The organism is Nitrosomonas sp. Is24 (genome assembly GCF_033063335.1).
Lineage (GTDB): Bacteria > Pseudomonadota > Gammaproteobacteria > Burkholderiales > Nitrosomonadaceae > Nitrosomonas.
Window position 1 is genome coordinate 2,817,017 of sequence record NZ_JAWJZG010000001.1, and the last position, 18,683, is coordinate 2,835,699.

Annotated in this window: 12 protein-coding genes; 2 read left to right on the top strand and 10 right to left on the bottom strand. The window is 51.0% G+C overall.

Annotated elements, in window-relative coordinates; all coding sequences use genetic code 11:
- Window positions 1-3: 3 nt before the first annotated feature.
- The 3 genes from cas9 to R2103_RS12905 form a co-directional block, all read right to left on the bottom strand.
- Window positions 4-3,123, bottom strand: a complete 3,120-nt coding sequence (gene cas9 / locus R2103_RS12895; RefSeq protein WP_317531785.1) for a type II CRISPR RNA-guided endonuclease Cas9 — start codon at window positions 3,121-3,123, stop codon at window positions 4-6.
- 174 nt (window positions 3,124-3,297) lie between these two features.
- Window positions 3,298-7,782, bottom strand: a complete 4,485-nt coding sequence (locus R2103_RS12900) for an Hpt domain-containing protein (RefSeq protein WP_317531786.1) — start codon at window positions 7,780-7,782, stop codon at window positions 3,298-3,300.
- Window positions 7,783-7,822: 40 nt separating this feature from the next.
- Window positions 7,823-9,928 carry a methyl-accepting chemotaxis protein gene (locus tag R2103_RS12905; protein WP_317531787.1) on the bottom strand — a complete coding sequence of 702 codons (2,106 nt, stop codon included), beginning with the start codon at window positions 9,926-9,928 and terminating at the stop codon, window positions 7,823-7,825.
- Window positions 9,929-9,960: 32 nt separating this feature from the next.
- Here R2103_RS12905 and R2103_RS12910 point away from each other — a divergent pair, with 32 nt between their 5' ends.
- Window positions 9,961-10,254 carry a hypothetical protein gene (locus R2103_RS12910; RefSeq protein ID WP_317531788.1) on the top strand — a complete coding sequence of 98 codons (294 nt, stop codon included), beginning with the start codon at window positions 9,961-9,963 and terminating at the stop codon, window positions 10,252-10,254.
- A 31-nt stretch (window positions 10,255-10,285) separates the two neighbouring features.
- Here R2103_RS12910 and ilvA read toward each other — a convergent pair whose 3' ends face one another.
- On the bottom strand, window positions 10,286-11,797 hold the full coding sequence (gene ilvA / locus R2103_RS12915) for a threonine ammonia-lyase, biosynthetic (protein ID WP_317531789.1): 1,512 nt from the start codon (window positions 11,795-11,797) through the stop codon (window positions 10,286-10,288).
- Window positions 11,798-11,978: 181 nt separating this feature from the next.
- On the bottom strand, window positions 11,979-13,409 hold the full coding sequence (sbcB, locus tag R2103_RS12920; protein ID WP_317531790.1) for an exodeoxyribonuclease I: 1,431 nt from the start codon (window positions 13,407-13,409) through the stop codon (window positions 11,979-11,981).
- 109 nt (window positions 13,410-13,518) lie between these two features.
- Between sbcB and R2103_RS12925 the strand changes: the two genes are divergently transcribed.
- Window positions 13,519-13,908: a RidA family protein gene (locus R2103_RS12925; RefSeq protein WP_317531791.1), complete on the top strand. Its 390-nt coding sequence runs from the start codon at window positions 13,519-13,521 to the stop codon at window positions 13,906-13,908.
- A 99-nt stretch (window positions 13,909-14,007) separates the two neighbouring features.
- On the opposite strand, the gene R2103_RS12930 is transcribed toward R2103_RS12925, so the two are convergent.
- The 5 genes from R2103_RS12930 to R2103_RS12950 are packed head-to-tail and all read right to left on the bottom strand — an operon-like array spanning window position 14,008 to window position 18,683.
- Window positions 14,008-14,883, bottom strand: coding sequence for a hypothetical protein (locus tag R2103_RS12930; RefSeq protein ID WP_317531792.1), 876 nt, complete (start codon window positions 14,881-14,883; stop codon window positions 14,008-14,010).
- Window positions 14,884-14,922: 39 nt separating this feature from the next.
- Window positions 14,923-15,312, bottom strand: a complete 390-nt coding sequence (locus R2103_RS12935) for a type II secretion system protein (protein WP_317532099.1) — start codon at window positions 15,310-15,312, stop codon at window positions 14,923-14,925.
- Window positions 15,313-15,314: 2 nt separating this feature from the next.
- Window positions 15,315-15,824: a type II secretion system protein gene (locus R2103_RS12940; RefSeq protein ID WP_317532100.1), complete on the bottom strand. Its 510-nt coding sequence runs from the start codon at window positions 15,822-15,824 to the stop codon at window positions 15,315-15,317.
- A 7-nt stretch (window positions 15,825-15,831) separates the two neighbouring features.
- Complete coding sequence (locus R2103_RS12945; RefSeq protein WP_317531793.1) at window positions 15,832-18,117, bottom strand: secretin and TonB N-terminal domain-containing protein; 2,286 nt, start codon at window positions 18,115-18,117, stop codon at window positions 15,832-15,834.
- Window positions 18,114-18,683, bottom strand: coding sequence for a hypothetical protein (locus R2103_RS12950; protein ID WP_317531794.1), 570 nt, complete (start codon window positions 18,681-18,683; stop codon window positions 18,114-18,116). Before R2103_RS12950 ends, R2103_RS12945 begins: the two co-directional genes overlap by 4 nt.

The following is an 18,683-nucleotide window of genomic DNA, read 5'->3' on the forward strand; positions in this document are numbered from 1 at the left end:
GAGTTACCCTTTAAAACCAGGGTCGCGAAGCTCGCCAATAGGGGAGATACTGACTTGTCGAGCTCTAGCTTTCTGTAGGGAGCCCGCCATTTTTGAAATATAAGCAAATGAATCTTCTGTACTGCGATTTCTTGCATCGACATTTGCTTCGCTTACGTCAGCCATGAATACCTGCCCGTTACCGCTCAATTTCGCTATTCGCATTGTGCGTGATTCTCCATCCACATCTAAACGCACTACGTCATCGATCATTAATCGCATCACCAATGGTTTCCCGCTGGCACCTAAATCCGGATGTCGAAGCTGCGCCACACCGTGCTCACGCACCAACTGATAAGCATTGAATGTGGAAATAACTTCGCCTTCCCATTTGCCCTTTTCATTACGCACAATCTCGATACAGTAGTTACTATCACCCTTGTATCCTTTGTATGGTTTTGGTTTGCCAGTAGGCAGCGAACCATGCCGATCTATGGCTTTGGCGTCGGAAATTTCAATGACTTTAAGGTTATCCTCTATGCATTCACGTTTTCCATCCACTATTTTATGAAAATTGACTTTGCCATTTTCCCGTAAGCCATAAGCTGTATCGTTATGCATTGCGCCTTCATGACTATGATCTGGCTTATGACTAACCCAAATAGTGTCAATGGCACGCTGCACGTGTTCCCGGTAGCTCTCCCACGGCAATGGCATTGTCTCTACCAAACGATTAAGCTGCCGCTCGCGCGCACTGGCACTGGCTTTTGCAAAACGCTGCAACAAACCCTGATCAGTCACGGCAATCACGCAGGCATCGACTGCATGGTGGCGATGATCGTTACGATTCTTTTCGCCATTTAAACCGAGAACGTCGTTCAGACCAAATTTCGCGCGTAGCATGGCGGTCATTCGGCCGGGAATAACGCGCGTATTGGGACAAATCAAGCTCATGTATTCACGTGTTACTTTGCTGAGGTAGCGAGTGTCGTTTAGTGCTCGTGCCAAAAAACCCGCATCGTCTTTCAACCAGTGTTGGTAGCCATCTTCGCCAAAACGATAACGCTTGGCTCTGGACATTTGTTCAGCTCTAGCGAGAATGCTTGCATAAGCCCAATCTTGAGCGGCAAAATCGTTCCGTGCATCCCAAGGCGTGCGATTACCTTTGATACGATTAGCCTGACGAAGCGCCACTGTTTTATTGTTAAGACTGTCATCCAATGTTTGTGAAAAAGGCAAAATATGTTCAATTTCCACTTCATCGCTTAACAACATGGCGGCACTGATTTGAGCGCCAGAATACGGGCAACGGCGATCTGCGGCATTTCTTGGGTTAAGTTCCTCCCACAAGATCATTTTTTCAATGTCGTCCCGTCTGACACGCTCTTCACTAATTTGTAAAGTCTCTGCAATGATAGTGCGCAGTCGCTTGTTGCGATTTTGATTCTCGGTTTGCCGCTTGCTTTCTTCATCGCGCTGATCTTTGCTTTGTTTTAAGTCACGCGCCACTTCGACAATCACTTCACTGGGGTGTCCATAGCGTTTGATGAGTGCATTTACCACAAGGCGAACTTGGTTCAATCCGATATGCACGGTGGGGTTGGCTATTTTGCCATACCGTTTCTCCGCAGAATCTTCTGGTTTTCCACTACCGAAACCGGCATGACGTTGGAGATATTCGCCGTAGTAAGGCAACTTCTTGTGGATATGAAGTTCCTTGATTTCACCTGAATCCTGATCAACGCTTTCGATCTTGCAGGTGACGCCGGGAATTTCAGTGTTTGAACCAAGCCGACTATGATGCTCAAAACCAGCCGATTGCACAGCTTTATCATAGGTCACTACATTCTGCCGCAATTCCGGCAGAATGCGTGCCAGTGCTTTTGTACATAAGCTGCCATAGCCTTCTGGCAATCCTACATTAGCGATGGATTCTGCGCATTTCTCATCAATACCTGTCTCATCTTGCAGCCAGCGCACAAGCTTGGCTTCGTTTTCTTCCTTGATCAATTGCAACACAATGGCATCTTGCTTGGTTTCATCAAATGCAAACCAGGCATCGCCAAAATGTTCTTTTTTACTAAGAATAGCGCTGGTGGTATTGCCTTTGAGTTCCTCACGTTTTGGATCTTCAAAATTGAACTGAACTGCACCGCCAACTCCAAGTAATTTCTTGATTTGCGTAAAGGTACGCTTACTGTTTTTTTCCAACGCGGCAATCAGCTCATCACGCTGCTGCAAAGTCAGCGATTCTTCCTTCAATCCTTCCCGCAGGATACGTAGATTATTAACCTCCTGATACATGCGGAACCTTTGGGTGCTGGGTAAAGCCAGCGGCGCACGCTCTTCGTCTGGCATGAATGTGCAACGCCCGGGTTTAACAGGTTTAAGCTGGCGCTGATGCAACAGAACATCTTTCAGGTCGGTGCGAGCAGCTTCGGTGAGCAAGGTTGGATTCAATTCCGCTTGTTTTTTCCATAATTGATCAAACTCATGCTCAATCATTGCGCGATCAATGTAGAGATCATAATATTTATCAATTTTTGCCTTGCCATCATCCTTTATGGTTTTATTCTGACGATAGCGGGCACGAACGGTTTGATTTGCTTCATTGCGCTTGTGCAACCATTCACCTACTGTACGGCAGTTTTCTGCACTAAGTGTTTCGCGCAGTTTGTTGATGGCGGTCTTTAACGCACCACTGTCATTGTCTTTTTTATCGGCTTTACGATTGCTTTTAAATCCGCGTCGCTGATTAATGTGAAACAATGCACGGCCAAATTCAGAAGGTGTGAGCGCTTCATCCAATCCTTTAGCACGTAACGCATAAGGATTCATGGTTTCCAGTGCCTTACGCTGTATTTCTTCGGCAGGGAATAAGCCGTACTCTATGAGAGTGCGCATCATGCGCGCTTTGCGCTTCAGTAAACGGTCACGGCGACGGCGCATGGCGCGCGCTTCGCGGCGCGTCACAGCCAAAGAAGAACCATCTTTTGGGTTACGTCCATTTGAAAAAATACGTACCCCTGCTTTGATGACTGCACAAGGTTGTTGATTGACACCTAACCTAATCATTGCCCAACCCAGTGAAGTTGACCCTAAGTCGAGGGCTAAGCGATAACCCATCTTATTCTTATGCAGCAAGGTATATTCTCCAGCTATGATTAAAGTTTCTATATGATTTTATTGATCGTCTTGAGCTTTGTCATTAGAATGTACTTCACAATTGTATATTGGGATTTGTGCTCTGGGCGCTAACAAGCAGAAAGATGCACCAAATGAGAGGGCCGCTATATGCGGCCCTTATTTTTATGGGTGCTATTTCCTGATCAGGTCGGACAGATGATCGAGCAGTTCATCCTCTTTGTAAGGTTTGCCAAGAAATACATCAACGCCCAGATCCTTGGCAATTTTCCGGTGTTTTTCCGCAGTGCGCGATGAAATGATGATCACCGGCATATGCACCGTTGCGGGATTGTCACGTACTTTCCTGATCAATTCAAAACCGTTCATTTTCGGCATTTCCAAATCGATCAGCATGACATCCGGAATAGTTTCCTGAAGAATGTCGACCGCTTCCGCGCCATTCTTCGCGATCAGCACATCGCAACCTTCCCGCTCCAACAGACGGCAGGTGACTTTGCGCACGGTCAGCGAATCATCCACCACCATGACAGCAGGTGGCGCGGCGGTCTTCTTTTTCTTCGCTGGAGTCAGCGCGGTAACCGGCGTACTGAGCACTTTCTGCACATCACTGCGCTGCATCAGTTTTACCGGATTCAGGATCAGAATCACTTCGCCGTCACCGGTAATGGTGGCGCCTTCCACGCCCGGCGCTTGCGCCAGTTGCGCACCGATATTCTTCGCCACCACTTCGTTGCTGCCGAGCAATTCGTCGACATGGACCGCCAGATGCTGGGTACCACTATGCAGGAACAAGACCTGACTGTGTTTGGCGGTTTCCGGCACAACGCCGGATTCGCCCAACAAATGCGATAGATGTGCAAACGGATAGGTTTTCCCATTGAGGGTAACACAATGATCCTGGTAAATTTTTTGCAACGTTTCCGTATCGAATTCACATTGCTGTTCGACAATAAAAGCGGGAATCGCATAGGTTTGCTTGCCGGTGCGAACCATCAACGTTTGCGCAACCGATAAGGTCAGTGGCAAGTTAATCGTGAAAACCGTTCCCTGATTGGGCGTGGATTCCACGCTGATGCGCCCGCCCAGCATCGCAATCTCATTCTTCACGATATCCAGGCCAATGCCGCGCCCCGCTATTCCCGTCACCGAATCGGTGGTCGACAAGCCGGGCATAAAAATCAGCGGCATCACCTTGTCATCGCCAAGCACCGCATCGTTACGGATCAGACCCAGCCGCTGCGCTTCCTCGCGGATGCGCGGCAAATTCAGACCGCGGCCGTCGTCGCTCAACGTAATGGTCACTTCGTTGCCTTCCTGGCGCAAGCGGATTTCGACTTGTCCGGCCTCGGATTTGCCCAGCCGCTGTCTTTCCTCCGGTTCTTCGATACCGTGGGCGATGGCGTTGCGCAGCAGGTGTTCCAGCGGCGGATTGATTTTCTCCAGCACATTGCGGTCAATCTCAACGTCAGCGCCATGAATCTCGAGACTGGCTTTTTTGCCCAAATCCTCGGCCACTTGCCGGGCGATACGATAATAGCGTTCGGCATAGTTACTGAACGGAATGGTGCGGATTTGCAGCAACGATTGCTGCAACTGCCGGTTCATCACCGCTTGCTGCGCAACCGCTTCTTCAGCGGCAATCTGCGTAGTCCGCAAGCTTTTTTGCACGCTGATGATGTCATCGACGCTTTCCGCCATCAGCCGGGTCAATTCCTGGAAACGTGAAAAGCGGTCAAATTCGAGCGGATCAAACGCTGGTTCGCTTTCCTGTTGATGGGCAAGATGCGATTGCATTTGCGTTTCCGCTTGGATTTCCACTTCACGCAACTGATCGTGCAAACGGTGTGTGCTTTCCGTCAAATCCTGCAAGGATTGTTTGAAATTGTTCAGTTGCGCCTCGATTTTTGAGCGCAGAATGCTGGCTTCTCCGGCATCGTTGACAAGGCGGTCAATCAGCTCGGAATTGATGCGCAGCAACGTTTTGGATTGCAGCAGCCCGGTTGTTTCGGCGGGCGGTTGCGCCAGTTCGGCGATCGCCACGGCTGCGGCCGTCAGCGCATCGCTTGCTGGAACCGCAGCATCTTCAGTGCGCTGAAGCTGTTCGATCTCGCTGCTGATCGCGTCAAATTCACTTTCCAGCTGATCCAGCGCGGCATCGGTGATATTGCGCTCGCGGAAAGCCGTTTCCACATGGCTTTCCATCGCATGAATCAATTCACCCAATTGCATGGCGCCCGCCATGCGCGCACTGCCTTTCAGGGTATGCAGTAAACGCAGCAATGCATGATGGATATCCTCGTCTTGCGGCAACATGCGCCACGCACGCAGTTTTGCGCCCATGCGCGGAATGATGTCGTGTGTTTCTTCCAGAAATACCGCAAGCAATTCCGGATTGATCCGATCGGCCGGTGCGACAGCGGGCGGTAGCTGTTCCGGCTGAGCCGGTTCGGCCGGAACCGCAGGTGCTTCGACGGTTTTGACGCGCGTCAGCAGTTCTTGCGCCACTCGCAGTAATGCGTCCGCATCAACCTCGGCAACGCCATGTTCGCGCAAATCGTCACACCATCCGCCATACGCCTGGCAAGCCCGGTCAACCAAGTCGAGCAGCGGATCGGAAGCGGATCTGTTTTCACTTAACCAAAGATTCAGCACTTGCTCCAGATTCCAAGCCACTTCACTCAAATCATCAAGCTTGACCATGCGGCCGCTGCCTTTCAAGGTGTGAAATCCGCGCCGCGCACTCGCCAGCGCTGCTTGATCGGTCGGATTGATGCGGCATTTGCGTACATCACCGGCGATCCCCGCCAGCACTTCACCCGCTTCTTCCAGGAAGATGCCGAGCAACTCGGGATCGATAGCAGTACTCACCGCCACAGCGGGTGCGGTATCAACGCTTAGCGCGGCAGCAGGTTGTGTAACCGTTGGCAATGGCTGAGTTGCATTGGCCGGACTTGCTGCGGCCTGGAACAGCTTGATGGCTTCCTCGACAATCTGCTGGCTATCGGGTTGCCCACTGCGCAATGCTTCGATGTAGAAACCCAGGCTGCTCAATCCGTCGACGAGCAGAATTTGCTCGGTTTGGACAATTTCATAGGCTGGCTTCGATAGTTTCTCAACCAAACCGTAGCAAAGATGCAGCAGCGTATGCGCACGCTCCAGATCCAGCATGACGAGGGTACCGGAGACTTGCTTGAATAAATCCGGCAACAGTGGCAATTCCGAACGTTGGGCGGGTTCAAAAAAGAATTTATCCAGAATGCTTTCGATATGCGCCAGATTGGTCAGAATTTCCTGCGCCACCTGCGCCAATAATTCTTGTTCCTGTGTTTTGCCATCCAGCACTTTGAATGTGGGTGCCGGTGGCAATTCGCCGATCTGGATATCGCCCGTCGTGATGCCGTGCAGACGGGAATCAATCACATCGATCTGGGAGGGCAGATCGTCCGGCAGCTTATAAAAATCGTCAATAATGCTTTCAACCAGCAGTAGTGCCGTGGCCATTTCCATCGCCAGCTCTTCACTCGTTTCCTGCGGATGATCGTGCAAGTACGTGACCGTATCGCCAATGGCATCGATCAATTTCACCAGCGGCGCACATTCCGTTTGCCGTGCTTGGTGGCTGAGCCAGTCCACGTATTCCAATAGCGAAACCAGGCTTTCCTGATGCCCGGCACAGAACTCGCGCCAGATATCGTTCGCTTGCATCAGCGTATCACGCAACCTGTCCAGTATCGGACGCAGCGTTTCCGATTGTTCAAACGTCGGTGTATCCTGGTCCTTGGTTTGACCGGGCCAAGTGTAGCTGTGCTTGATCGCATTGATGCGCGCGCTGTCCGATTTACTGTGCGCGATGTGGTACAGCAATTCGCGCATTAACATGGACGTGTTACCGGTCGTACCCGCCGCCAAATGGCGGATGGTTTGCTCAATCTTTCCGCACAAACGGCGCACCGGCAAATCGATTTGGTTGCTGTCCAGTTGCAGCAAATCTTCCAAAAAACCGGCCGTCACCCACCAGAATGCACGCGCATCGGTAGTTCCGGGAAACGCCTCGATTTTATCCGTCACGGCAGCCATTTGCCGCAAGCCGTCCTGATTCGATGGATCGCGCAACCACTTCAGCAAACCGGCTTGATATTCTGCACCCAATTGTTTGGCCAGGATCTTGGCGGCAGCCGCGTCAATAGAGGCGGCTTCGGCTTTTAATGCCGGTGCAGCCGCTAAACGGGGAAAAAACAAATCGCTTTCGGGCGCGTTCTCAAAACCGTACACCTGCATCAAACCGCGATACGCCGGGAACAACCGCAGCGGATTCTCTTCCGCGCCATCGATCAATTCGTTCAAGTAAAACAGCAACGCCTTGGTGGATTGCTTCAGCGCATCGAATACCGGCGGACTGGGCTCAATTTTCTTACTGATCAGCGCCTCAACCAGTTGCTCCATTTTTCCGGTGACGATGGTAATGCTGGTCAATCCCAGCATCTCGAGCAAACCGTCCAGTTGATGAATATAACTGCGGCAATCCTTGACGAGATCGGTCTTGCCGGGATGCTGGCTGTATACCTCCAAATTCTGGTCGATCAATGCGAAGACTTGGTCAATCCCGTCCTTGATCCCGATAATCGAAGCAATATTCAGTTTGGCTTGCGCGCTCATATTTTTGTACCATCAATCGATAGAGAAACCGGCACGGGCATCACACCTTGAAGTTCGATACCGATGCTTTCAGCTCGGACGCGAATCCTGCGATCTGTTTGATCGATCCTGTGGTTTTCAGCGTTCCTTGTGTCGTCTGCCGGGTAATATGAAGAATTTCTTCCATATTGGCAACTACCTTATGCGCCGCGCGTGTCTGCGTATTGGTCACGTCAAAAATATGCGTCACCAGCTGCGCCAGTTGCTTGGATACTTGTTCGATTTCTTCCAGCGCCCGGCCCGCCGCGTCGGAGCGTTTCGCGCCTTTTGCCACGCCGAGCGTGCTGCGCTCCATCGCCGCGATGGCGTCCTGCGTATCGCCCTGAATGGTGACGATCAATTCGCTGATTTGCTTGCTGGCTTCCGCCGACCGTTCCGCCAGCCGCTGCACTTCTTGTGCGATCACGGTAAATCCGTGCCCCGCTTCACCGGCAGCGGTCGCTTGCAGCGCCGCGTTCAAAGCCAGCACATTGGTTTGGTCGGTGATGCCGGTGATCAAGGCGACAATCTCGCCGATCTCCTGCGAGCTTTCGCCAAGGCGCTTAATCCGTTTCGAGGTATCTTGAATGTGCGTGCGGATTTCGTTCATTCCGGCGATCGACTCACGCACCGCCAGCGTGCCTTTCTCCGCCGCGGCCAATGATTGTTTCGCGACTTTGGCGGATTCCGTCGCCATATCCGATATCTCACTGATCGATTCCGTCATGCCGACCACCGCCAAAGTGGTTTGTTCGATTCTATCCGTTTGTTGCTGTGCTGCGGTTAACAAACCGGACGAAACTTGCTGCGCTTGATGGGATGCTTTCACCACCAATGCGCCCGCCTGATTGACCTGCTCCACCAGTGTGTGCAATTCCTCGATGGTACTGTTGATGGCGTCGGCAATCGCACCGGTCATATGGTTGGTGATGTCGGTGCGCACCGTCAGATCGCCGTCGGCGATTTTTTTCATGTCGTCCAGCAGTGTCACAATCGCTTTTTGCGCTTTCTCCACTTCGTTGCGGTTGGCCAGATTCTGGTGATAGGCATTGCGCCGTACCGACCGGATTAGCAAGATCAATACCAACACGGCGCACGTAGCCAGGATCATCGCCAGCGTATTCAGCAGCAGCGCGGCATGATTGTTTTGCTGTTGTATTTCATCGTCGAGCGTTGCGGCTTGTTCCTGCATCCCAGCATGGCTGTTCACAATCTCGTCGATTGCGGATTCAATCGTCAGCGCGACAGGAATTTCCTTACGGATGATATGTAAATGCTCGTCAAATTTTCTCAACTGCGCATACGCATGCGATAACAGATCCTGGATCACTTCGTGCTTGCTGGAAATCGCGCCAAGACCATGATTGCCTTGACTCAGGGTTTGGATCATCGCGGCGACTTGCGCATGATCCTGCGCCAGTTGCGCAGTGATTTCCACCAGCGGCGCTTCGAGCGGCAGCAGGGTCTTCACATTTTTGGCCACGGTGCGCGCGTGTATTTTGATCGTTTCCACGGTGCGGATTTCCTGCGACAGATTTCCGGCTTCCGTCATGCGATTGATCAGTTCGTCCACGCGTCGCGCCAACTGGCTGTGTGAGTTATTGACCGCTTTGATGCTGTTATTGAGCTGTATGAGAGGTTCCTGCTGATTCAGAATCAAATCGATCCTTTGGTCTTCCAGTTGCCAGTCTCTGAAATAAGTATGCAAGCCCGGCGCTAATGAATCGTCCGCAACCGCCACGGTTGTGCCGCGATACGAGCCGCCTTGCAATAGCAGGGTAATGTCACGATTGAATTGCTGACGGCTGTCGCGCAACCGGGCAAAAGCTTCTGCTTCGCCGAGCAGTGCCTGTTGTAAGGCATTGGCGATATGCGCATGCTGAATTTGCAACTGCGCGGCCAGCTCCGGCTGAATTGCATTCTGTCTGGCTTGGCGCACACTGATGGTTAGTGTCATCAGCAACAGCACGGTGAAAAACATCACGACGCCACCCAGCACCCAGCTGTTGTTCACCAGAGCAGCACTCTTGGGAATATTTTTCTTTGCGGGCGCCGCAAGCACCGGCAACTTCTTACCTAACGCAACCAAACCGGTTGGCAATCCGAATTTAGAAAAATTGTCTTCCATTGTGCTCTCCAGCTTGAAGTCAGACTTTCTGAATGTCCGTTCTTTTTAAAAACAAACGGCATCAGACAGGGGAAATACCGGACGACAGCTTAACTGCTGGAGCGCGTAATCAAAGACAGGATAAGACCTGGAAAACAATGTTTTTTATGAATCTATCGAACTTAATATCAACAAATTCAAGAACAAACCACATCATTCAAGTGATTGCCGGGCAGTGCGAGAACAACCTGCTCGCGGCGTTTGAAATAAGAACGGACGAACTTGCGGTGATTCAGGTTACAGAATGGCCAAATCGTAGAATTCCAGACACAACAATCACCTTCTAAAGCGCTGCGTAATCAGCGCGTCCAGTCTTCGTCACCCAAGAAACAATTTATACGCGGGATTCTTAGTTTCATCCCAATAGTGGTAACCCAGCTGGTCAAGAAAAGCCCTGAAGCTGGATTTCTCTTCCGGCGGCACCTGGATGCCGATCAGCACGCGGCCATAATCGGCGCCGTGATTGCGGTAGTGAAACAAGCTGATATTCCAATTGTGGCTGAGGTTGTTGAGGAAGTTCATCAACGCGCCGGGGCGATCGGGAAATTCGAAGCGGTAGATGATTTCATCCTTAACCGCCTGCGCCCGTCCGCCGACCAAATGCCGCACATGCAGCTTGGCCATTTCGTTATTGCTCATGTCTTCCGTGGCCAGACCGCTCTGTTTTAACTCTTTGATCAATTGCTGCGTTTCTTCCTGGTTGCGCACCGATACACCGACAAACACATGCGCCACCTTGGGATCGGCATAGCGGTAATTGAATTCGGTAATGCTCTTAGTGCCGAGTAAATTGCAGAATTTCTTGAAACTGCCGGGGTGCTCGGGAATCGCCACCGACATCACCGCCTCGCGCTGCTCGCCGATTTCCGCGCGTTCGGAAATGTGACGCAAGCGATCGAAATTCATATTGGCACCGGACGCGATCGCGACCAGCGTTTTATGCAGGATTTTCTCGCGCGCGACATACGCTTTGATACCGGCAATCGACAACGCGCCAGAAGGTTCCAGAATCGTACGCGTATCTTCGAACACATCCTTGACTGCCGCGCAAATGGCGTCGGTATCGACCAGAATCACTTCGTCGACCAGTTCGCGGCATAAGCGGAAGGTTTCCTTGCCGACATGCCGCACCGCCACGCCATCGGCAAACAACCCCACTTGCGCCAACTTGACCCGGCGGCCGCTTTGCAGCGAGCGGTACATCGCATCGGCGTCGACCGGCTCAACGCCGATGATTTTGATTTTCGGATACAGCCGTTTCGCATACGCCGCAATGCCGGAGATCAGACCACCGCCGCCGATTGGCACAAAAATGGCGTAAATCGGACCGGTATGCTGGCGCAGAATTTCCATACCGACCGTCCCCTGCCCGGCGATCACATCCGGATCGTCGTACGGATGCACAAATGTAGCCTGTTCTTCCTTAGCCAGTTGTATCGCGTGCTCATATGCATCGTTATATGAATCGCCATGCAAAGCCACCGTGGCACCATGCCCCATGACGGCATTCACCTTGATTTGCGGCGTCGTCACCGGCATCACGATGGTGGCGGAACAATTGAGCCTTTTCGCAGCCAGTGCTACGCCTTGCGCATGATTACCGGCGGAAGCGGCAATCACGCCGCGATTGCGCACCGCAGGTGTTAACTTGATCATTTTGTTATACGCACCGCGCAACTTGAACGAAAAAACCTGCTGCAAATCCTCCCGCTTCAACAACACCTGATTGTGAATACGCCCGGATAAATTGGCAGCAAGCTCCAACGGACTCTCAATCGCCACATCGTAAACCTGTGCGGTCAGTATTCTTTCAAGGTAATTGTTTTTCATGATGGGAAGTAAGTAAATCCAGGCGGATTTTAAGTTAGGAAACGCGACCGGATTTTAACATGATCAGGGATAGGATAAGTTTTGTTACGGCTACAAAATGTAGTCTAATTTTTAGAAAACAAAGAACGCACTCAACGAAAACAATGGCAATCAATAGAATGATTATCTGGTTAGAAAAGCTTTATGAATTCATTAAAATTTTTCCCCACACCTCCAGCTCATCCAATATCTGTCTTGTACTTATATCTGCCTTGTGTGCCTCTCGCAATATCGCAATCTGCGCGGAAAATTCAGCAAAAGTAAGACTCCCGCCACTACCTTGCGTCAGATGCTGCACACGCAGCTGTTCCCATCGTTCCATTTCATCCGGTGTCAACGTTTCCGGCCAGTTGCGCGCACGGTAGCGGAACAGCAGTTCGGGTAGCCGTTGATCCTGAAAATCAAAACGCATCTTGGCCAATTGTTTTGGTGAAGCGCGCCGGATCTGGGCTAATGACGCAGCATCGGCACTGTCCAGAAAGCCGTCATACAATGCCACATCGACATCGCCGGACGGCTCAAATGCATGGCTGGTATACGCAGTGGCGATGCGCTGGAAGAAATCAGGATGGGCGCAGAGTTTCTGCCAGTGACGGTAACATGCGTCTAGATCGAGTGCAATGCGCTCGGCAGCTTCTTGATCCAGCGTATTGCGTGGCGCCAGCGCCGGGCATTTGTTGATTTTTACCGACTTGACCGGCAGCCGCTGCATGCCTTCCGGCAAATCATCGTTGTGGGTAAACAGCAATTGACTCAGTTCGTCTGCATCAAGCGATAAAAACATTTCCGGATCGTGGCGCAAGTCATACACCAGCACGCTGTTGTTGTTTCCCGGTTCCGTGATGAGCGGCATGACCAGCGAGGTGCAGCCGGTTTTGGCCGGGTACATGCGCGTGGTGTGCAACACCGGGTTGTGTGTGATCAGATCAAGTTGCGCGGCCGCCTTGCGTTTATCGCGCAGTTGCAACAGCCAATCGTACAGGCGCGGTTGCTGTGTGCGCAGCAGGCGTGCCAAGGAAATGGTGGCTCGCACATCGGACAAAGCATCGTGCGCGGATTCGTGCACGATGCCGTTGGCCGCCACCAAATGCTCCAGCTTGAAACTCGGCTGACCTTCTTCGTGTTGCGGCCAGACGATGCCATTCGGGCGCAACGCATACGTCATGCGCACCAGATCGATGATGTCCCAGCGCGAGTTGCCTTGCTGCCATTCGCGCGCATACGGGTCATAGAAATTGCGATACAGCGTGAAGCGCGTGACTTCATCGTCAAACCGCAGCGAGTTGTACCCAACACCGCAGGTATTCGGTTGCGCAAACTCGGCATGAATGCGCGCTATGAATTCGGGTTCCAACAGTCCACGTTCATCGGCAAGCTGCGGTGTAATTCCGGTAAGCAGGCAAGCTTCCGGATGCGGCAGGTAATCGCGCGCCGGTTTGCAATAAATTACCAATGGCTCACCGATCTCGTTCAGCGCTTCATCGGTGCGCACGCCGGCAAACTGCGCGGGCCGGTCGCGCCTGGGATCGGCGCCGAAAGTTTCATAGTCATGCCAGTAAAATGTGATAGCCATGGGTGTGGGTGGATTTAGATGAAGGTGCCGGTAAAAAACTGGTTTGTTGTGCAATTATAGTGGTATCTTACGCAAAAATTTTCAAACCCAATCACAAGGATGACACAACATGGCAACAAAACTCATCAGTTCAGGCTCTACATTTGAGAAGGAAATCGGTTATTCGCGCGCTGTGGTCGCAGATAACTGGGTACTGGTATCCGGCACAACCGGTTTCGATTACAGCAAAATGACCATTTCCGATGATTTGCTGGAGCAAGCGGAGCAATGCTTCAAAAATATCGAAGCAGCGTTGCGGCAAGCAGGGTCAAGCATGAAAGAGGTGGTGCGCGTTACGTATGTATTCCCCAAGGCAGAGGATTTTGAGAAATGCTGGCCGGTGATGCGCAAGTACCTGGGCGATGTGAGACCATCCGCCATGATGCTGACTGCTGGGCTATCCGATCCGCGCATGAAAATCGAGATTCAGGTGACGGCGTATCGCAGTACCGGAGCTTAATGACATTTGTATTTCCTGATCGGGGAAAATAAAAAGGAGCGCTCGAATGGACGAGCGCTCCTTTTTGCGACTTATATTAGTACCACCGTACTTTGACTATCAATCCATTCCAAATCCAGATGAGCTTGCTGGCGCGCCGGATTGCGGTGCAAACGGTGAAGCATTACCCGCTGACGACGACCGCGAGGAAGGTGAAGCTGCACCCGAGGAAGATTGCGGCGCAAAAGGGGAATTGGACGGTGAAGCTCCCGGTGCCGTATTCGGTCTGGATTGAGTGGATGCCGGCTTCGACGCGCTACTGCCCTCGCCGGGTTTATAAATAAATTTCCAATCCCGGTAAGTTAACGCTTCTGAGAATTTAGCGTATTGCTCGGGAAATTTATCTTTCTTGATGGGTTTCTTTTCCGATAGGCTGTATACGCCGGTGATTCTCTTAGTGAGATTGGAACCTATACCCGGACTGCTGCTCGGCGCCGCATTGTTCGATGCTTGATTGGGTGTTGTGCTGCCGGATGTCTGGCCAGTATTGGGCATCAAGCTATTACCCGAGGGCTGGTTACTGCTCGATGCTTGATTACCACCCGCTACTGCATTATTCCCCGGCGTTGTATTCTGGCTGGCTGCCGGGCTGTTACCGGACACTGTATTACCGCCGGGCGGAGGCTCGTCAATGATGCCCCACTCCGCTGTATTGGTGATCGGGTCCATATAGATTTTACGCAAATGCCGTTTGATGGCCGGTGTGCGCTTATCCTCCAGCAACTCCTCCAAAGTTTCGGGAAATTGCTTAGTGCCGGTGTTGTAGTAGGACATAATCGCTTTGCGGAATTGCTCGCCCACATAAAGCAATTCGGCTTCTTTCTCGCGCTGCGCTTTTGCCTGCCATACCTGCCCCACTCCGGCCATGACAACGCCCGCTAGAACGACCGAGAACAAGGCCCAAAGATAAACAAAACCGCTTTCCCGCTGTGGCATATCATGTGCACCGCAAGAATCCGAGCAAGCCCCGGTCATTTACCATTCTTGATAGTACGAGCCATCCAGCGCTCTCCCCGAGTAGCCGCTATAAACATCATAGACACCTGATTCCGTCTCGTTCTTGGGAGGAACCTCGATCCAGGTTTTATCGCTTTCGGTGAAGGGATCTTTCGGCACGCTGCGCATATAGCGTTTGTCGACCAGCTCCGCCAAGTCAATGGGATATTTACCAAAGTCAGAATAGAATTGATCGATGGCATTGCGCATAATACCCAAGTCCTGCCGTAGCACGGCTTCTTTGGCTTTATCGATAGAATTAAAATACTTCGGCGCGACAATACTTAACAACGTCGCGATAATCGCCATAACCACCAGCAGTTCGATTAAAGTAAACCCTCTGAATTTACGGGTCCCGGATAGGTTCATCATCACCACTCCCGGTAAGGAATGCCGTTCAGACCTATGGCTTCCGAACGTGAATGAACATCAAAAACATCGTCGCCTTCCTTGGGACTATCCCAGGGACTCTCATAACTGCGCTTCCCCCAGGTATCCGCAGCCGGAGTCGCCGAAACACCGGCGACATCCAGTTCGACAAACAGTGGGTCAGCGGGCAAGCGGCGCAGGAAATAAATAATCTTCTTATCCGGACTCTTGACATCCGGCACCCCCATGAATAATTCCTCCAGCCGGGGTGGGTAGCCAGATTCATCGGCCTTCTTGGTGATACGCCCCTCATCCGAAGCCTGCTTGTAAGCATCGATGGCCGTTCGAATCTGACGCAATGCAACGCGTAACTCTTGCTCCTTCTCGCGTTTCACCATCAGCTCCCGCAATGGCAATGCGGCTGTCGCTAAAATAGCCATGATTGCCACCACGATCATTAATTCAATCAGCGTAAATCCTCTGTGCTTCACGGAAACTCTGGATGCAGCCATAAGCGGATTATTTAATGTTGACACTGACCGGCGGCGGCGGTGTCACTTCGACCGCCTGACCATTTTCCATATCTTCCGCGTTTACATTTTGGATATTGATTTCTGTGGTACCCGGATTTGCTGCGATCACCTTGAAGCGAAGCTGCGCCGCCAGACCGGAAGCCTGATCCTTACCTAATTTGATAGTACGCGTCCCGGATTTATCTCCGCCATCCAGCGCCTCCAATGCGCTGGCTTCATAACTCAGCACTAAGTCGGAATTAACCGTCGCTTTTGCGCCAACCAGCCGCACACTGACAGAAAATTCTTTACCCAGCCCCACATTAGTCGGTGATTGCAGGGTAAGCGAAGGTACTCCGGATGCGGAAGCTGCAACACTGGCAAATGGATTCGGTGGTGGTTCCTGACCTTCGGCTGGCGGAGAAAAAGCATCCTGAATCGCAGCCGCAACACCGCGGCCCGATCCAGCCGGTGCGACAGACAGGGATTTCGCCGCTGTTCTCTCAATGGTAACGGGTAATTTGCCCGCTTCGCTCGCGGTACCGAAGTGATATTCGCTTTCTAAGTTAGTCGGTCTGGGAATATTGCGAACAATACGAGGGGTAATCAGTAAAATCACTTCATTCTTTGTTCTTTCAATATCTTGATTGGAAGTCAATCGATCTAGTCCTGGAATATTGATCAATCCTGCAAGACCTTTAGCAGCTTTTCTTTCTCGATTATCGAGAAGACCTGCAATGACTTGCGTTTCACCATCTTTTAAAGTGAGAAGAGTCTCGGCATTTCTCGTTCCGACCCGAGGAGCCGTTGCACCTTGCGCATTTGCAATCGTGCCGAGTAGAGAGCTTACTTCCAAAGTAACTTTTAAGGTGACATCGTCATTCAATCCGATACGAGGCTCAACATCAAGTTTGACCCCTAAATCGATAAACGTCGGCGTTGAGGTAACGACACCCCCAGCGACACCAGGTTGAACATTTGCGGTGAAGAAGGGTTCTTTTGTACCAACATGAATCTTTGCTTTTTCTTTGTTATTAACCCGGATTCTGGGGTTTGCCAATATATCCCCTGCTGAAAAGTTTTGCAGAAAATCAATTTTTGCTTGGCTAGTAGCCATGCCAAAACTTTTAAGGCCCTCAAAACCAAAATTACTGATTAGAGCAGCAGCCGGCGTAGGAGTAGCAGCTGTAGCCCAATTGAATTGAACTGATTGGGGGAAATTTGGCCCCAATAAGAAAGTATTGGTGCGCGTTACATCAAGAATGGTAACTTCCAGCATGACTTCGGGTTCCGCGTAATCATTCAAGCTGATCAACCGCTCAGTCAACCGTATGGCTTCGAGCGTATCGCGCATAATGAATAGGTTGAGTTGCTCGTTAACATAAATATCCTTCGCTTTAACGATGCCTCTGACCATCGCTACCATTTGCTTGACATCGGTATGCGCAATCTGAAAACTGCGCACGACCAGCTCCTGATAATCTTTCTGCTTAGCCGGTGTATTGGGGTAGAGCAGTAACGAATTGTTGTTCAGTACCTTGTACGCTAGTTGATTCGTCGTCAGAATCAATTTGAGAATATCTTCAATGGTGTTACTGCGCACAAAAATGGAAATCTTAGTGTCTTGACGAATGTCTTTGTCAAACACGAAATTAATCCCGGCAGTTCGTGACATGAGCTCAAAGACTGATTTGAGATCAGTATCTTTGAATTCCATCGTGACTGTTTTTTTGAATGCGGATTCTAATGCGAGATGGGTAACTTCAGGGCGCGATAGATTTAAATTGATTTCCGAAATCAACTGACGCGCATGCGATTGTTGCGGATTCTCTTGCAACACCGCACGCACCAGTGTTTCAGCTTTTGAAGTTTCTCCATTTCTTAACAGCTCTTTCGCTGTATCCACTTTAGCAATATGTTGACGATCTAATGCTATGGATTCCAAGCCTTCTTTAGCCCTCTCATTGAATGGAAATAAACTGAGGATACGTTGAAAGGCTTCGGTTGCGCGATCCAGTTGTCCAGAAAAACGCAAATTTTCTGCTTCAAAAAGGAGCTTACCAGTAACTTCTTCGCGTAAGCGCAAAACTACCGTTTGAATATCCCTGTTTTCAGGTTCCTCGCGCCGTGCTTGTTCTAATCTTGCAAGTCCGCTCTCAAATTGACCTTGCGCAATCAGTTTCTGCCCATCGTCAAATGCAATATTCCTAGTGCCGAATGTTCTGTTATTGATTGCGCACCCGGCAATCGATACGAGCAAAATGATGAGGACAATGATTCTCCAGCTTTTCATCGGAACGTTCCTGCGATTTTATTGTTAATAGTGAGCGTCTGCTTTATGTTGAGCGGTAGATAAGTGACGGCAATTGTACTGTCATTGATCGAATCCAGCCGGTATTTGTCGTTAATTTTTCCGCCGATCTTGGTAATGAAATTCTCTCCCGGTTGCGACAGAAAAACCCAAGTTTCGTCGTCCGTAATAGCCTTGCCGCTATACTTGAACTGTAGCGGCGGTGCTGTGGGCGCGGGAGGAGGCGCGGCTTTTTTTATTTGCTCAGCCAGCGCAGCTTGCTGCTCGAAGCTGACTGGCGGTTGTTTTGGCGTCCATGTCGTGGATGCAAACAATTCTCCCGCCAAAGGATTGAATTTCCGCTGTCCAAGTTTACCGACATCCAGCGGCTCCGTGCTGCTTTCTTGATTTTTTGCCCGGTCTCTACCTGTGCTTGCAGGTTTTACCGGTTGCACGGTTTCTACGATATCCGTCGATGTCTCTTCCTCTTCAACCAGCACCACAGCGATTAATGTGGCCAGCAATGCGCCGCCTAACATCAATTTCCGCTTTTTCTCAGCTTGATCCAT

What these genes read in the sequence shown, in the direction of transcription:
- R2103_RS12935 (WP_317532099.1), bottom strand. Translation starts at nt 15,312, where the DNA reads ATGAACCTATCCGGGACCCGTAAATTCAGAGGGTTTACTTTAATCGAA.
- R2103_RS12950 (WP_317531794.1), bottom strand. Translation starts at nt 18,683, where the DNA reads ATGGATCAAGCTGAGAAAAAGCGGAAATTGATGTTAGGCGGCGCATTG.
- R2103_RS12925 (WP_317531791.1), top strand. Translation starts at nt 13,519, where the DNA reads ATGGCAACAAAACTCATCAGTTCAGGCTCTACATTTGAGAAGGAAATC.
- R2103_RS12905 (WP_317531787.1), bottom strand. Translation starts at nt 9,928, where the DNA reads ATGGAAGACAATTTTTCTAAATTCGGATTGCCAACCGGTTTGGTTGCG.
- R2103_RS12945 (WP_317531793.1), bottom strand. Translation starts at nt 18,117, where the DNA reads ATGAAAAGCTGGAGAATCATTGTCCTCATCATTTTGCTCGTATCGATT.
- R2103_RS12940 (WP_317532100.1), bottom strand. Translation starts at nt 15,824, where the DNA reads ATGGCTGCATCCAGAGTTTCCGTGAAGCACAGAGGATTTACGCTGATT.
- R2103_RS12900 (WP_317531786.1), bottom strand. Translation starts at nt 7,782, where the DNA reads ATGAGCGCGCAAGCCAAACTGAATATTGCTTCGATTATCGGGATCAAG.
- sbcB (WP_317531790.1), bottom strand. Translation starts at nt 13,409, where the DNA reads ATGGCTATCACATTTTACTGGCATGACTATGAAACTTTCGGCGCCGAT.
- R2103_RS12930 (WP_317531792.1), bottom strand. Translation starts at nt 14,883, where the DNA reads ATGCCACAGCGGGAAAGCGGTTTTGTTTATCTTTGGGCCTTGTTCTCG.
- R2103_RS12910 (WP_317531788.1), top strand. Translation starts at nt 9,961, where the DNA reads ATGTCCGTTCTTTTTAAAAACAAACGGCATCAGACAGGGGAAATACCG.
- ilvA (WP_317531789.1), bottom strand. Translation starts at nt 11,797, where the DNA reads ATGAAAAACAATTACCTTGAAAGAATACTGACCGCACAGGTTTACGAT.